Source organism: Vreelandella hamiltonii (assembly GCF_014651775.1).
Classification (GTDB): domain Bacteria; phylum Pseudomonadota; class Gammaproteobacteria; order Pseudomonadales; family Halomonadaceae; genus Vreelandella; species Vreelandella hamiltonii.
The window spans coordinates 33,409-48,907 of the sequence record NZ_BMXN01000025.1 but is presented as its reverse complement, the minus strand read 5'-3'; the positions used below and the strand labels follow the sequence as shown (position 1 = coordinate 48,907).

Sequence of the window (15,499 nt, the reverse complement as noted above, 5' to 3'; positions counted from 1 at the left end):
GCAATAACGGGCTTGCGAAAGCCAACTTGCACGGGGCGAATGATCAAAAAGTGCTCGCTGGCGGTGATAGGGAAAGTGTCGGCGCCGGCTTCACGGATTCAGGTCTTACATACATTACAGTCCCATTGGATGAAGATCAGATAGAAACAACAACTCTCCAACAATAACAACCTTACTTGCGATCTCCGTGACAGCAAATGCGCTGACTTTTTTCAGCACTGATACCAGCACGCACGAGCTCACATCATCCGATGTACAAGCCGCAGTGAGGAAACATCATGAAAGCCGATAAAAGCGTCATACCGATAGGCAAGTACCGCATTCACGTGGAAACGTACCAACACCCCAGCCATGCGGAAAGCGTCATCATGGTCAACGGGGCACTCGCGACCACGGCCTCTTTTACCAACTGTGTCAAATACTTAAGTGGAGACATGAACGTCATTCTGTTCGACCTCCCCTTCTCCGGGCAATCCAAACCGCACAACCCAAATACGGACATCATTACCAAGGAAGACGAAGTCGCCATTCTCATGGCATTGATCGAACGCTACGAGCCCACGTCATTGCTGTCGGTTTCCTGGGGGGGATATGCCGCCATGATGGCACTTGCCCAGTCACCCAGCTCCATCAAAAAAGCGGTACTTGCATCGTTTTCCACACAGTTGAATGATGACATGCTGCGCTATATACATGGCGCAAGGCACTATATCCAGACAGGTGAAATCCAGGCAGCCGCACACTTGTTAAATGACGAAGTGGGCAAATACTTGCCTCGTCTGCTCAAGCATATCAACTATAGACACTTATCAAGATTGGATGAACAAGAACTGTCACAAACGTGCTTTCATATCGAGCAGATCTTGTCCATGAACGATACCGACTATAAAGAAGTACTCAGTAATATCGAAGTACCCACTCTGTTCGTCAATGGTACGCTGGATGAGTACACATCCCCCGAAGATATCCAGGCGGCCAGCCATTACATGCCAAACTGCCTGTTTGAGGAAGTGCCTGGCGCTGGCCACTTTCTCGACCTGGAACATGCAGATGCGCGCAGGCGCATGGAAAAGATACTGCGTGGTTTCCTGCTATCGACGCCAACGGAGCGTGCTCAACAAGTGGCGTAACCGTTCACCCCCTCGGCTTTTGTACCCCATCGCCGAGCAGGCGAGACTGCTCGGCGATGCTTTTACCCTTTCCCCCTTCCCCTTCCTTTTCCCATCAGCATGCACCGGGTGTTGCCAGCCTTTCGATCCTCTCCCTCTTGAGCACATTGCCAAAGCCTGTTAACTTAATAGCAATAGTTATCATTAACACAGGGAATATCCTCTCATGCAGCCTGATAAAAAAGATGCCCCGACAGAAGGCTCATCTGGCTCACCCCGTGAGGTCACCAGCCAAGCACTGCTCGATCAGGATGGCCAACTGGTGATTCATCACGAACAGCGGCGCTACGTGCTTCGTCGTACGAAAAGCGGCAAATTGATCCTGACCGCTTGATTTTCCTTTTACTTCAGCCAGCCAGGTAGCCTGCGTACCCAGCCAGCGAGTCACTCCATCACGCTACGTTGGATATTGCTGGCTCATGAAACCATCCTACTCTCTGGGCATTTGCCTCACCCTGCTGCCACTGCTCAACGCACAGGCTGACGACTCGGCGCTTCATCCGGTGACGGTCACCGGCACACGGGCACCGACAGACCTCTCCTCCGCCCCGCTGATCATCGACATCATCGACCGCACGGATACGGAATTAGCCACCGCCAGCCGCGTGGAGGACATTCTCAGCCGTCAGCCTGGCTTGCATGTGGCAGGCCAGGGGCGTCGCAACGGCCAGACTCTGAGCATGCGCGGCTTTGGTCGCAATGGCGTTCTGGTGCGGCTGGATGGCGTGCGCCAGGACATTACCACCGGCCACGTAGGCAACTTCTTCCTTGACCCGGCTCTTGTTCAGGAGGTGCAGGTGGCGCGGGGGGCGCTCTCCAGCTTGTACGGCAGCAATGCCATGGGGGGTGTGGTGAGCTTCACCACGGTGGAAGCCAGCGACTTACTGGCCGCTGGGGAAAACAGCGGGGCTCGGCTCTCACTGGGCGGGGCGACCGCCAGCGGTGAACTGCGCGGCAACCTGAGCGCCTTTGGCCGCCAGGACACATCGAGAGGACAGGTAGACGGGCTGTTCTCCGTAGGGCGCAGCGAGTCGGGAGATATACGTCGGGCGGGGGGCGACAAGGCCGAGGAGGATGCCAGCCTCAACAGCCTGCTCGTCAAAGGTGGCTGGGAGCCCAGCGACGAGCACCGGCTGTTCATCGGCTGGCAGTATTACGATGAGGACACTACCCAGCCCGCCAACCCTCAGCAGCGCGATGTCACCACCAGCAATCCGCTGCGTGATCGCGAGGTGGAAAGCCATAACCTGCAGCTGGGTCATCGCTGGCAGCCCAGCCCGGCGACCGACATTACTTCACGCCTCAGTTTCAGCCAGCAGGAGATTAGCGAGCCTCAGGCAAGCCGCACGCTGGAGCGCGTGGGCCTGCAAAGCGACGGCTATCACCGCCTGGAGCATGGCTGGTTATCACAAACGCTGGTCTTCGGGGCCGAGCTGGAGCAGGCACGCCAGCGTCCGGAAGGCAGTGCCAACGGCTTCCCGCATGCCGACATCGACACGCAAGCGGCCTATCTGGATACCACCCTCACGGCGGGGCGTTATCTGGCAGAGGGCGGCGCCGGGCAGTGGGATTTAGGTGTGGGCGCGCGCTATGACCGCTACGACGCCTCAGGCCAAGCCAGCGATGCCAGCGTCCACGACCGAGTATCGCCACGTTTCCGAGTGGCCTGGCGACCGCAGCAAGGCGTGATGCTGTTCTCGGGTTATGCCGAGGCCTTCCGCGCGCCAAGCCTGTCCGAGCTGTACGCCAGTGAGCGGCACTTTGCGGGCTTCTGTGCAGGCCCGTTCTTCTGTACTCCGGACAACTTCTGGATCCCCAACCCGGAGCTGGCCCCGGAAACCAGCCATACCTGGGAGAGCGGTGTGGTATGGCACCAAGGCGACTGGCAAGCGCGCGCCAGCTATTTCGATACGCGGGCAGACGACTTCATCGATACCCAGGTCGATATCATGGCGGGCACCACCCAGGCGGTGAACGTGCAGCGTGCCCAGCTATGGGGATACGACGCTCGCCTTGCCTGGCAGCCCAGCGCCTTCCCGCTACTCACCAGCTTTGCAGGCCTTTCCGAGGTCTCGGGCAAGGACCGCGACAACGGTGAAGCGCTGGGCAGCCAGACGCCTCTGGAAATGACCCTGGGCAGCGAGCTGGCCCTTTACGACCGCGCGTTGCGCGTGGGCTGGCAGGGCCGGTTCGCCCGCGACTTCGACAAACAGAGCAGCGACGAACGGCTGCCAGGATATGGCCTGCACGATCTGCATCTGGCCTGGCAAGTCACCCCTGCTCTCGACACATCGCTGCGCCTGGCCAACGTGGGCGACAAGGAGTGGTACCGCCCGGATGGCAGTCTGGGCGATGGCCGCAGCCTGTTCGCCACACTGAACTGGCAGTGGTAATCAGGAGACCGACACATGACACACCCCCAACAAACCGCGATTCTGGAAGCCTTCAGCAGCGCACGGGCTGCCCAACCCCGCCTACCGGCCATCGAGATCGCCGAACGGCTTGGCATCAGTGAGGGCGAGCTTCAGGCCGCCCGGCTGGGCAGGGAGGTATGGACACTGCCACTCGCCTCCAGGGCGCTGGCAGCCTGGTGGCATCAGTTGGGCCACGTGAAGGCACTGACCCGCTCGCGACTGGCCGTGCTGGAGCAGCACGGCACCTACCCAAGCCTGGCGGGAGGCTCCCACACCGGCTTGATGCTCGACCCCGGCGGGCTGGATTTGCGCCTGCTGTACAGCCACTGGCATTGGGCCTGCCTGATACACGACCCCATGCCTACCGACACAGGCACCATCACGCACCGCTGGAGCCTACAGGTATTCGATCAGCACGGCTGTGCCATTCACAAGTGTTTCGCACTGGACGAACCGCGCACCGAGGCCTGGGAGGCGCTGGCCGCTCTGGGCACACTGGATACACCGGCCTTTACTCACAGCATGCAGCGCATAAAGCGGCCGCTCCCCAGCGCCCCCACCCTGGCCCAGGAGTGGGCGGCCATGAGCGACGTACACCAGTTCTTTGCCCTGTTACAGCGCCATCACCTGGAGCGGCTGGAAGCCAACCAGCTCATGGAAGGCCACTACACCAATCCGCTCCCCGTGCATGCCTTGGAGGCTCTGTTCCAGGAGGCGCACCGGCAAGCGCTGCCGCTGATGCTGTTTGTGGCCAGCCCCGGCTGCGTGCAGATCCGAACGGGCACGCTGCCCGCAGCCGTGCGCGCCAGAGGCTGGTTGAACCTGTTTGGCGAACAGTTCACGCTGCACCTCAACGACACGGCCATCGAGCAGCTATGGGTGGTCAACAAACCCAACCGCGATGGCGGTGTGACCAGTGTCGAGGCCTTCGATGCGCAGGGCTCGCTGGTGCTGCAGCTCTACGCAGAGCGCCAGGAAGGGCGCAGCGAACGGCGGGAGTGGCGGCAACTCTTGAACACCTTGAGCCAGCGTGAGGCCGTGGCATGAGACTCGTAGGCCATGCCTTTGCACTCAGGCCGTTTCGAGCCCTGGGAGTCGCTCTGCTGGGTTTGGCGCTGAGCGCCTCCGCACTGGCCAGCGAGCGCTGGCTGGTGCTGGGAGGCGATATCGCCGAAACCCTGAGCGCCCTGGGCGCCGAGCAGCACGTCGTCGCCCGGGACGATACGGTGGTCTACCCCCCCGAGATGGCGGCCTTGCCCTCCGTGGGCTATTTGCGCCAGCTCTCGGCCGAGAGCGTGCTCTCCGTCTCGCCTACACGCATTCTGGCCGCCGAGCAGGCGGGCCCCCGCGAAGTATTGGAGCAGCTGGCTGCGGTGGGCGTGGCGGTAGAGGTCGTCAGTGCCCCGGCCTCACTGGAGGCCATTGCCCACAAGGTGCGCCATATCAGTGAATACATCGGCGAACCGCAGGCCGGCTCAGCGCTGGCGGAGTCGCTGACCAGCGACCTTGAGCGATTGGCCGCCCTGCCCCCACTGCCCGACATTCAAGCCATGTTCATCCTGCAACACAGCGGCCTGACCCCGAGGGCTGCCGGACGCGAGACAGCCGCCCATACCGCTTTGCAAGCTGTGGGATTGCACAATGCTTTTGCGGAAATGACGGGCTACCACAACGTGTCGGCAGAAGCCTTGGTGCAGCGCTCTCCTGAGGTCGTCGTCATGTCCACACGAGGCCTGGAGGCACTCGGCGGAGAAGCGGCACTCTGGAGCCTGCCCGGCATGGCCATGACCCCGGCGGGAAGCGACCAGCGCCTGATCGTGGTGGATGATCAGGCACTGCTGGGGTTTGGCCCACGCACGCCCGAGGCCCTGTTGACACTGCGCCAGCAGGTGGAAGCCCTGCTCAGTCACCACGCTGCACAGGCCCGCCGATGAACCCACGGCAACCCGCTTATATCTCCGTGCGCCTGGGCCGACCGACCATGACCCGCTCCACTCGGGTTCTGAGCGGCCTGGCGTTGGCATTGGTAGCCACGCTGGCCATCAGCGCCAGTACCGGCGTGCTCGGCATCTCCCCGTGGGCAGCGCTGAGCGGCACAGCAGACCCTTTGAGCCTGCAAGTATGGTGGCAACTTCGCCTGCCCAGGCTCCTGCTGGGCATGGCCGTGGGGGCCATGCTGGCAGGCAGCGGGGCCGCCATGCAGGGGCTATTTCGCAACCCGCTGGCCGACCCCACGCTGCTGGGCTTGGCCAGCGGAGCCGGGCTGTTCGTGGCGCTCTGGATTGTGCTGGTACAGGGCAGCGCCGCCAGCAGTTTGTATGGCCAGTTTGTCGCAGGGTTTCTGGGGGCGTTGTGCGTTTGCCTGCTGATTTTTGGTATCGCCAACCGTCAAGGTGGCGGCAGCGCGGCGGTGATGTCGCTGCTGCTGGCGGGGCTGGCCATCAATACCCTGGCAGGCGCTGGCGGCGGGGTGTTGGCCTTTCTGGCCAGCGACGAGCAGCTGCGCCAGCTTAGCCTGTGGGGCATGGGCACACTGACCAATGCGTTATGGCGTACTACCGCCGTTGCCTTGGGGGTGGTGGCCTTCGCACTCTGGCTACTGCTGCGCAGCGCGACGCAGCTCGACCTGCTCCAGCTGGGCGAAGCCACCGCCCACGCCGCCGGGCTGGAAATCGCGCACCTGAAGCGCCGGGTCGTGATCGCCACCTCGATTGGGGTCGGCCTATGCGTGGCCTTGACCGGGGTCATCGGTTTTCTTGGCTTGCTGGTGCCCCACTGCTTGCGCCTATGGCTAGGCCCAGGGCATCGCCTGCTGTTGCCGGCTTCCATGCTGGGCGGTGCAATTCTGCTGGTCGCGGCCGACGCCCTGGCACGCACGCTGGGGGCACCGGCCGAAATGCCCGTGGGGCTGCTCACCAGCCTGTTGGGCGGCCCCTACTTTCTCTATTTGCTGATGCGCCGGAACCGACCATGCTGACGCTTTGCGACGCAGGCCTGCTGCGTGCCCCCGCCCTTACACCGCTCAGCGGCACGCTGCTACCGGGAGAACTACTGGCCATCGTCGGCCCCAACGGCGCAGGCAAAAGTACGCTCCTCAGCCTGCTCTCGGGTTTTCGTCCCTGCGAAACAGGGCAGCTGTTGCTCGATGGCCACCCCCTGCCTGCGTGGCCCATAGCGGCACTGGCCAACCGTCGCGCGCTGGTCGCCCAGCAGGAGCCCCCCGGCTTTGACTGGCACACCGAAGAGCTGATGAGCCTGGGCAGCCAGCCATCGAAGGCACTGGTAGCGCAACTGCTGGACGAGCTGGACCTGACTCACCTGGCTCGCCGCAGCGTCCTCTCACTATCCGGCGGCGAACGCCAGCGCGTGATGATTGCCCGAGGTGCCTGCCAACTACTGTCACGCCGCTTGCCTGACGCCACCGACGGCGGCCTGCTGCTGCTGGACGAACCCACCAGCGCACTGGACATTGGCCAACAGCAACGCCTCATGCGCCAGCTACGCCGCTGGGCCAGCCAACATCAGATGGCCATCGCCTGCGTCCTGCACGACCTGAACCTGGCCAGCACCTTCGCGGACCACGTATGGCTGATGCATCGCGGGCAGCGGGTGGCTAGCGGGCCTCCAGCACAGGTACTTACTACCGCGCACATCAGTCGTGTCTATGAGGTGACGCTGGCTCCTCCTTCTACAGTGCTATTTAGCCCGGCGGTTTGATGCCCAGGCTCATGCGTCACTGGCTTCGCTGGTATATTTCACCCATGTCTTGGCCAGGTGGCGGCGCAGCTCTTGGCCTACTCGCTCTGCGTCGCGCGATTCCAGCGCGGCCATGATGGCTTCGTGCTCCTCCATGGCTTTGGCCCACTTTTCGTTCTTGTCGTTGGAGAGGTAGCGGACGCGGTAAAGCTGCCGACTCAGGGTGGCGTGCATGTCCGTCAACGTCGGGTTGCGGGCCAGCTCGACGATACGGCGATGGATGGCCTGGTTCAGGCGGAAGTAGTTCTGTCGGTCACGGCGTAGAAAGGCCGCTTTCATCTCGAAATGCAGCGCCTGAAGCTCTGCCAGCTCGTCATCGCTGGCGTGGGAACAGGTGAGTTCTGCCGCCGCCTGCTCCAGCACACTCAAGACATACAGCTTCTCCTGCATGTCTGCGGGGCTCACCTCGGCCACGACGGCTCCACGATTGGGCGACAGCACCACCAACCCTTCGGCAGCGAGGATCTTGAAGGCCTCGCGCATGGGCGTGCGCGATACCTGGAGCTCGTCTGCCAGGGTGCGTTCAGGCAGCCGCTGCCCTGGCTGAAAATGATCCATCACGATGTGTTCACGCAGGTAATGAGCGACTTTTTCGACCAGGCCCGGCTGGCTCGGCGGGGTGATGTCTTCCATGGCTGTCTTCATGTGATGTGCGAGCCACAAGAATGGCATACCATAACTTGGCTTTCAAATAGCTAAAGGCTATTTAGGCGAAAATTAAAAATCATTATTTTCAGCCATATAGAGCCAAAAACAGACCAACAGATACCAAAGTATAACCCTCCAGCATTTGACCCTCAAAATGGTATACCACTACATTTCATGCAAATGACAACCCTGGCCTTGCCGCCACACAACGCCACTCCAAGCCAGGCGATGGCCTCGGCTGAGCGTCCCGACACAGGAAGACCCACACCTCATGAACTACTTACAACATTTCAATACCGACAAGGTGGTAGAAGCCTGCATCGCAGGCGCAGGGGATTTTGGTCGTGGCGTATTACGTCAGGCACGCCAGATGCGTGGCCTATCGGCACGTATCGCCATCGATATCCATGCCGATAAAGCGGTCGAGGCGCTTCGCCATGCGGGGGTTCCAGAAGCTCAAATAATGGTATGCCATTCTGCCAGTGACGCAGAACAGGCCTGGGAAAACGGCTTTTTTATCGCCACCGCTTCGTTTGAAACCATCAAGGCACTGCCGTTCGATATCCTGGTCGAGTCCACGGGCATTCCGGACGTTGGCGCACGCTACGCCGAAGCCGCCTTGCTGGCCGGCAAACACGTCGGCATTGCCACCAAAGAGACCGAGTCCGTGGTGGGCCCTTACCTGACCCGCCTGGCCTATCAGCAGGGCCGCTTGTTTACCCCGATGGATGGCGACCAGCCGAGCCTGCTGATTGGCCTGCTCACCTGGGCCAAGACACTGGGTTTCGAGATCATTGCGGCGGGCAAGAGCAGCGAGTACGACTTCATCTGGGATGAGGCCAACGCCACGGTCGAGTGCAATGGCGTGCGCTACCCTGCCGCGGGCCTGAGCGACCTGTGGGAATTGCCTCCAGGGGGCGAACGCGAGGTGGTCGAGGCACGCAGCCGCCTGCTGGCCGACATTCCGCAAATTTCCGTGCCGGACCTGTGCGAAATGGTCAACGTGGCCAACGCCACCGGGCTGTGCCCGGATCGGCCTGAGTTTCACGCCATGGTCTTGCGTACCGCCGAAGTCCCTACGTTGCTCGACCTGCAGGCGGAAGGGGGTGTGCTGCAAGGGCTGAAGCGCCTTGAGGTGTTCAACTGCCTGCGCCGCCCGGATGAACTGAGCTTTGCCGGTGGGGTATTCGTGGTCGTGCGCTGTGAAGACCCGCATGTCTGGACACTGCTGCGCGACAAGGGGCATGTGCTGAGCCGCAGCGAGCGTAGCGCCATGATCTACCTGCCGCGCCACCTGCTGGGGCTGGAAGCGCCCATCTCGCTGCTCGATGTGGTGCTCAATCAACAGACCTCCGGCGGCGGCCACGCCACTACACCGAGCTTCGACCTGACCGCACGGGCTACCCAGCCCATCGCGGCTGGTCAGCGCCTGGAGATGCGCGGGCATCATCGCCACATCGAAGGCCTGCGCCCTGAAATTCATCCCGCCGAGCCGCTCTCACCCAGCGCCAAGGTGCCCTTTTACCTACTACCCGGTGCCGAGGTCATTCGTGATATCGCACCCCAGCAGCCCATCACGCTGGCCGATGTCGCCCTGCCGGACTCTACACTCAGGCAGCTGCGATGCCAGCAGGATGAGCTGTTCAAGCAACAATACGCTGTCGATAACGCCGAACACGCCAGCACGCTGGCCTGAGGGTCGCTGGTGCCACGGGCCCATTGCGCACCTAGCGCAAAACAATAAAGCAACAATAATCCGTCAGGAGAAACACCATGCTTACCAAGCTCTTGCTCACACCGCACGCACTGAAAATGACGACCCTGGGCGTTGCCCTGATCAGCACCGCCATGGTCGCCCAGGCCGATGAAGCCGCCGACTACCCGACCAAGCCGATCCAGTTCCTGGTGGCCGCGGGTGCCGGAGGCGGCGTGGATAACTTCGCCCGCGTGGTTCGCCCCATGTTCGAAGAGGCCCTGGGAGGCGCGCGCATCACGGTGGTCAACCTGCCCGCGGCCTCTGGCGCACTGGCCCACCAGCGCACGGCCAATGGCGCCCCGGATGGCCATACGCTGGACTTTGCCTCGACCACTTACGTGACCTCGTTGGCGGCTGGGCAGAACCCGGTGGGCCTGGATCAGATCACCCCCGTGGCCCGCATGCAGTCGGACGTCATGGCGCTGTTCGTCAATCCGCAGCGTTACCCGGATTTCGAGTCGTTCCTGGAGTATGCCCAAGCCAACCCCGGCAAGGTCACCGTGGGCGGCACGCACACGGCGAGCCCCGACCACGTGGCTTTTCTCTCCTTGCGTGACGCGTCTGGCCTGGACATGAGCTTCATTCCCTACGACAGCACCGGCAACGCCACGGCCAATGTCCTGGGCAACAATATCGATGCCACCACGACCTCGCTGAGCCCGCTGCTGAGCTACATCGAAGCGGGTCAAATGATGCCGATTCTCGTGTTCAGCGATGAGCGCCTGGCAGATTTTCCCGATGTCCCCACTACCGTGGAGCATGACTGGGACCTGACCGATGGCAACGACCGAGCCGTGTTCGTCCATGCGGATACCCCGGCCCCGCTCGTTCAACGGCTGGAAGAAGTGCTGAAGGGCGTTTTCGATTCGGAAGACTACCAGGCCTATGCCGAGCGCGTGAACCTGACCTACCGCGACGGCTGGATGGCAGGCGACGCCTACCGCGAGCGACTCGAGCACAACTACGAGCTTTACTCGCGGCTGCTCAACAACGAGCAGTAAGCCACTCGTACCAGGGCAAGGCAGGCAGCCACCGCTGCTTGCCTTTCGATATTCATCGGCACGAGCAATGCGTTGCGGGTTGTTCGCGCCATGCTCCCTTCGGGGTTGATCATGTACGCCAGGATTTCTTTCTTTGCGATAGCCATCGTAGTGCTCGGCCTTGCCAGCCTCGTGCCTACCTTGCAGTTTCCCAGTTCGGAGCAAGTGTCGACCTTCATCGGCCCACGTGTCTGGCCGCTGACCCTCTTGCTGGCGCTCATCGGATTAGGCGCGGCGCTTTTGCTGATCACCTGGCGGGATGCCAAGCAAGGCAAGCGCTATGACGACGACCCCGTTGACGAAACCCCACCGCCGTGGCGCTTTACGCTGGCATCGACGCGCCATTGGTGGCTGATCGCTGCCACGCTCGTCTACACCTGGCTGATTGGCCTGATCGGTTTTCTGGCGGCCAGCGTGGCGTTCACGCTGGTATGTACGCTGTTGCTGGGCGCACGCTCCTGGCGGGTCATCGCGGCCACGGTGGTCATCGCCGCGCTGCTGATGCAAGGCGTCTTCGTCATGCTGCTGGGGATACCGCTATGAGCGCGTTACGCCTGATGCTCTCCCTTGTCATCACTGTTTTCTGTCAAGGAGCTACCCATGCTTGAGAATTTTCTTGGCGGGTTAGCCGTCGTGATGCAGCCCCTGAACCTGCTGCTGCTGACTTCTGCCGTGTTCATCGGCTTCATCGGTGGCGCCCTGCCGGGCATCAGCGGCGTGATTCTGGTCGTGATTCTGTTGCCCATCACGTACGGCATGGACTCCACCACGGCCTTCATGGTGCTGACGGCCATTTATGGAGCCACGGTTTTCTCGGGGCTGATCACGGCCATTCTCTACCGTGCGCCGGGCACCCCGGAAGCGGTCATGACCGCGTTCGATGGCTACCCCATGACGCAGCAAGGCCAGGCTGGCAAAGCGCTGGGCATCGGCGTGCTCAGTTCGGCCATTGGCGGGCTGGTCGGCACCATTGCCTTGATCATTTTCACACCGATGCTGGCCACCATGGCGCTGCGCTTTTCGTCCCCGGAGTATTTTGCTCTGGCGGTTTTAGGGCTGACGGTGGTGGCGTCACTCGGCGGACGCTTGATATATGGCCTGATCGGCGCGACCTTGGGGCTATTCATCGCCACCATCGGGATCGACCCGCTCACCGGCACCAGCCGCTACACCTTCGACAACCTGAACCTGATGGAAGGTGTCGGGCTGATTCCCATGATCGTGGGCCTGTTTGCCGTCTCGGAGGTCATGAAGCGCGCGCTGGATCAAGATACCCATCAGCCGCTCAAGAAGGTGAAGGTCAAGATCTTCGACCTGCCCATCCTGCGCAAGATCGGCCCGACGCTGACGCGCTCTTCCTTGATTGGCGTCATCATCGGCATTCTGCCGGGCATCGGTGCCAGCACCGCCGCCATGGTCAGCTATAGCGAGACGGTGCGCTGGTCCAAACATCCTGAAAAGTTTGGCAAAGGGGCACCCGAGGGCATTGCGGCGCCTGAGTCGGCCAACAATGCCGCCGCCATGGGCGCCTTGGTGCCGCTGTTTGCTCTGGGCATTCCCGGCAGTGGCACGACGGCCGTGATTCTGGGGGCGTTCATCATGCACGGCCTGCAGCCGGGGCCCATGTTCATGATGACGCACAGTAGCCTGATCTATGCCGTGTTTGCGGGCCTGTTCATCGTCAACTTCATGATCCTGCTGTTCTCCAAGCCCTTCATCACCCTGTTTACCAAGCTGCTGAACGTTCCGTATTCCGCCCTTGGGCCCATCATCATCATGTGCTGCATCGTGGGCACCTACTCGGTGCGCAACTCGATGTTCGATGTGTGGCTGATGCTTGGCTTCGGTGTGCTGGGGTTCCTGCTGGAGAAACTCAAATTCCCGCTGGTCTCCATCATTCTTGGCTTGGTACTGGGGCCCATCGCCGAGAGCGAGCTTCGCCGTGCGCTTTCCATGTCGCAGGGGGATCTGTCGATTTTCTTCACGCGACCAATCAGCGCTTCGTTACTGGCCGTGGCAGCGCTGCTGCTGACCATCACCATTGTCATGCCGCTCATCAAGCGTGCGCGCCTGAATAAAGCGACTTCTTAACCTCTGACCACGGAAGCGACCCATGACTCTTCTCCTTGGTGCCATCGCCGATGACTTCACCGGCGCCACCGATCTGGCCAATAACCTGGTGCGCGGCGGCATGCGCTGCCTGCAAGTGATCGGCGTGCCGCAAGAAGCGGTGGACCTTCGCGACATCGATGCGGTTGTGGTGGCGCTCAAGTCGCGCTCCTGCCCGGTGGAAGAGGCCGTGGCCGACTCCCTGGCCGCCCTCGATTGGCTGCGCGCCCAAGGCGCTCGCCAGCTGTTCTTCAAGTACTGCTCCACCTTCGACTCCACCGACGAGGGCAACATCGGCCCCGTGGCCGATGCCCTGCTGGAGGCCTTGGGCGCCGCTCACACCGTGATGGTGCCTGCGTTTCCGGTCAATGGCCGCACGGTGTACCAGGGGCACCTGTTCGTCGGTGACCGTTTGCTCAACGACAGCGGCATGCAGCACCACCCGCTCACTCCCATGCAGGATGCCGATCTGGTCCGCGTGCTCTCCCGCCAAACGCCTCACGCCGTGGGGCTGGCCAGCCGCCAAGTGCTGGCGAACGGTGCCGAGGCCACCGGGGCGCATTTGTCGTCCCTGGCCGAACAGGGCGTACGCCATGTGATCTGTGACACCCTGGATGAGCAGGATCTCGATGTGCTGGCCGAAGCCACCGTCTCGATGGCGCTGGTCACTGGCGGTTCAGGCCTGGGCCAGGCGCTGCCCGCGCAGTACCGAGCCCAAGGCTGGCTGGAGACGATCACCGAACCGGGGCGTTTAGCGCCTGCGGCGGGCGGGGCGCTGGTACTGTCGGGTAGCTGCTCACGGGCCACCCTGGCGCAAGTGGCCGATTTCCTGGCCAAGCACCCGGACGGTGGCTTTGCGCTGGACCCTCTATCGCTGAGCGAAGGCGACAAGCAGTGGGAGCAGGCGCTGGCCTTCGCCCTGGAGCGCTTGCCGTTGCAGGCCCCCACCCTGATCTACGCCTCGGCCGACCCGGACAAGGTGAAAGCGGCCCAGGCGGCGTTGGGCGTTGCCCAGGCCGGGCACCTGGTGGAAACCGCACTGAGCCACTTGGCGGTCACGCTGGTCAATGAAGGCGTGGGCCGCTTGCTGGTGGCGGGGGGCGAAACCTCCGGCGCGGTGGTTTCGGCGCTGGGCATTACCACGCTGCGCATCGGTGAGCAGATCGACCCCGGCGTACCCTGGACCCAGACCCCGTGGCCAGGCCGCAAGGCGCCGCTCTCGCTGGCGCTGAAGTCCGGTAACTTTGGCGGCGTGGACTTCTTCACCCGGGCCTTCGAGGTGCTGGCATGAGCACGCCCCTTCGCCACCGACATCAGAACGCCCTGCGCGAGCAGATCAGCACGCTCGGTAAATCCTTGTTCGACCGCGGCCTGACCATGGGCTCCAGCGGCAACATCAGCGTGCGGCTGGACGATGGCGGCTGGCTGATGACCCCCACCAACGCCTGTCTGGGGCGGCTGGATCCGGCCCGTATCTCGCACCTGGACCCACACGGCCAACTGCTCAGCGGTGATGCGCCCACCAAGGAGCAGTTCCTGCACATGGCCATGTACGACGAGCGCCCGCAGTCTGGCGCCATCGTGCACCTGCACTCCACCCACTCGGTGGCGGTGTCGTGCCTGCCGGGGGTAGACCCCTGCGACTGTATTCCACCGCTCACCGCCTACTACGTAATGCGGGTGGGCAAGCTGCCGCTGGTGCCTTATCACATCCCGGGCGACCCCCAGTTGGGCGAGGCGGTACGGGGCCTGGCAGGCAAGCACAGCGCGGTGCTGCTGGCCAACCACGGCCCGGTGGTGGCGGGCAAGACCCTCGAAGCGGCGGTGTATGCCACCGAAGAGCTGGAAGAGACCGCCAAGCTGTACCTGCTGCTGCGAGGCGAGAACCCGCGGGGGCTGACCCCAGAGCAGGTTGCCGAGCTGGAAGCGCGCTTTCCCAGAGACTAAACAGGTACCTTGTGGGTCGACACCACCTCCCGCAGCCCCATGAACGAACGAATCTGGCGCACGCCGGGCAGGTAGAGCAACTGCTCGGCGTGTAGCCGGTTGAAGCTTTGGCTGTCCCTGGTGCGCACCAGCATGAAGTAGTCGAACTCCCCGGTGACCACGTGGCACTCCATGCAGCCCGACACTTTTTGAGCCGCCGCCTCGAACGCCGCGAAGGATTCTGGCGTCGATCGGTCCAGCACCACGCCAATCAACACCACCATGCCTGCCTGCAGGGGCTCCGGGTTCAGGTGGGCCACGATTCGGCTGATCACCCCGTCCCGCTTCAGCTTTTCGACACGCCGCAAACAGGCCGCAGGGCTGAGGTTCACCTGCTCGGCCAGCGCCACATTGGAAAGCGTCGCATCCTCCTGAAGCAGCTTGAGAATACGCTTGTCGATACGATCCAGCTCACCGCCCATGGCATGGGGCTCCGAGGCCCCTCCCGCTCGTTTGGCACACATTATTATTTACTCAAATAACGAATTTACGAACCAATAAAACCCATAAACGCAATCAGACAATCCATTGTTGTTTATAAAGCCCTCATTTCGCAACCCGCCAGGATAGGCAAACGCCTACTATAAACCTCAGGGAGCACGCCAACGTTCCAACCACCGT

At 62.3% G+C, this 15,499-nt stretch carries 15 protein-coding genes; 13 read left to right on the top strand and 2 right to left on the bottom strand.

Annotated elements, in window-relative coordinates:
- The first annotated feature begins 278 nt into the window (after positions 1-278).
- The 7 genes from IE091_RS15855 to IE091_RS15825 all read left to right on the top strand — a co-directional run bounded on the left by IE091_RS15855 (position 279) and on the right by IE091_RS15825 (position 7,300).
- Complete coding sequence (locus tag IE091_RS15855) at positions 279-1,130, top strand: alpha/beta fold hydrolase (protein WP_039175046.1); 852 nt, start codon at positions 279-281, stop codon at positions 1,128-1,130.
- Between the two features lie 205 nt (positions 1,131-1,335).
- Complete coding sequence (gene hemP, locus IE091_RS15850) at positions 1,336-1,503, top strand: hemin uptake protein HemP (protein WP_016915235.1); 168 nt, start codon at positions 1,336-1,338, stop codon at positions 1,501-1,503.
- Between the two features lie 85 nt (positions 1,504-1,588).
- Entirely contained in the window at positions 1,589-3,562 is a 1,974-nt protein-coding gene (locus tag IE091_RS15845; protein ID WP_189464086.1) for a TonB-dependent receptor domain-containing protein, read from the top strand.
- Positions 3,563-3,577: 15 nt separating this feature from the next.
- Positions 3,578-4,630 (top strand): ChuX/HutX family heme-like substrate-binding protein, encoded by a 1,053-nt coding sequence (locus IE091_RS15840; protein ID WP_189464085.1) that lies wholly within the window; start codon positions 3,578-3,580, stop codon positions 4,628-4,630.
- Positions 4,627-5,517 carry a heme/hemin ABC transporter substrate-binding protein gene (locus tag IE091_RS15835; RefSeq protein ID WP_189464084.1) on the top strand — a complete coding sequence of 297 codons (891 nt, stop codon included), beginning with the start codon at positions 4,627-4,629 and terminating at the stop codon, positions 5,515-5,517. The genes IE091_RS15840 and IE091_RS15835 overlap by 4 nt, the downstream gene beginning before the upstream one ends.
- Complete coding sequence (locus IE091_RS15830; RefSeq protein ID WP_229800867.1) at positions 5,514-6,560, top strand: FecCD family ABC transporter permease; 1,047 nt, start codon at positions 5,514-5,516, stop codon at positions 6,558-6,560. Before IE091_RS15835 ends, IE091_RS15830 begins: the two co-directional genes overlap by 4 nt.
- A complete protein-coding gene (locus tag IE091_RS15825) occupies positions 6,554-7,300 on the top strand; it encodes an ATP-binding cassette domain-containing protein (RefSeq protein WP_189464083.1) in 747 nt (248 codons plus the stop codon). The genes IE091_RS15830 and IE091_RS15825 overlap by 7 nt, the downstream gene beginning before the upstream one ends.
- Positions 7,301-7,309: 9 nt before the next feature.
- On the opposite strand, the gene IE091_RS15820 is transcribed toward IE091_RS15825, so the two are convergent.
- Entirely contained in the window at positions 7,310-7,972 is a 663-nt protein-coding gene (locus tag IE091_RS15820; protein WP_144980915.1) for a GntR family transcriptional regulator, read from the bottom strand.
- A gap of 286 nt (positions 7,973-8,258) precedes the next feature.
- Between IE091_RS15820 and IE091_RS15815 the strand changes: the two genes are divergently transcribed.
- The 6 genes from IE091_RS15815 to otnC all read left to right on the top strand — a co-directional run bounded on the left by IE091_RS15815 (position 8,259) and on the right by otnC (position 14,839).
- Positions 8,259-9,683, top strand: coding sequence for a flagellar biosynthesis protein FlgA (locus IE091_RS15815; protein ID WP_189464082.1), 1,425 nt, complete (start codon positions 8,259-8,261; stop codon positions 9,681-9,683).
- A gap of 77 nt (positions 9,684-9,760) precedes the next feature.
- Positions 9,761-10,744 carry a Bug family tripartite tricarboxylate transporter substrate binding protein gene (locus IE091_RS15810; RefSeq protein ID WP_189464081.1) on the top strand — a complete coding sequence of 328 codons (984 nt, stop codon included), beginning with the start codon at positions 9,761-9,763 and terminating at the stop codon, positions 10,742-10,744.
- Between the two features lie 111 nt (positions 10,745-10,855).
- On the top strand, positions 10,856-11,326 hold the full coding sequence (locus tag IE091_RS15805) for a tripartite tricarboxylate transporter TctB family protein (protein ID WP_039175301.1): 471 nt from the start codon (positions 10,856-10,858) through the stop codon (positions 11,324-11,326).
- 57 nt (positions 11,327-11,383) lie between these two features.
- A complete protein-coding gene (locus IE091_RS15800) occupies positions 11,384-12,874 on the top strand; it encodes a tripartite tricarboxylate transporter permease (RefSeq protein WP_016915250.1) in 1,491 nt (496 codons plus the stop codon).
- Between the two features lie 22 nt (positions 12,875-12,896).
- Positions 12,897-14,183 (top strand): 3-oxo-tetronate kinase, encoded by a 1,287-nt coding sequence (gene otnK / locus IE091_RS15795; protein ID WP_189464080.1) that lies wholly within the window; start codon positions 12,897-12,899, stop codon positions 14,181-14,183.
- Positions 14,180-14,839, top strand: a complete 660-nt coding sequence (gene otnC, locus IE091_RS15790) for a 3-oxo-tetronate 4-phosphate decarboxylase (RefSeq protein WP_039175063.1) — start codon at positions 14,180-14,182, stop codon at positions 14,837-14,839. Before otnK ends, otnC begins: the two co-directional genes overlap by 4 nt.
- Here otnC and IE091_RS15785 read toward each other — a convergent pair.
- Positions 14,836-15,342 carry an Lrp/AsnC family transcriptional regulator gene (locus IE091_RS15785; RefSeq protein ID WP_189464079.1) on the bottom strand — a complete coding sequence of 169 codons (507 nt, stop codon included), beginning with the start codon at positions 15,340-15,342 and terminating at the stop codon, positions 14,836-14,838. The two genes, otnC and IE091_RS15785, sit on opposite strands and share 4 nt — an antisense overlap.
- Positions 15,343-15,499 lie beyond the last annotated feature (157 nt).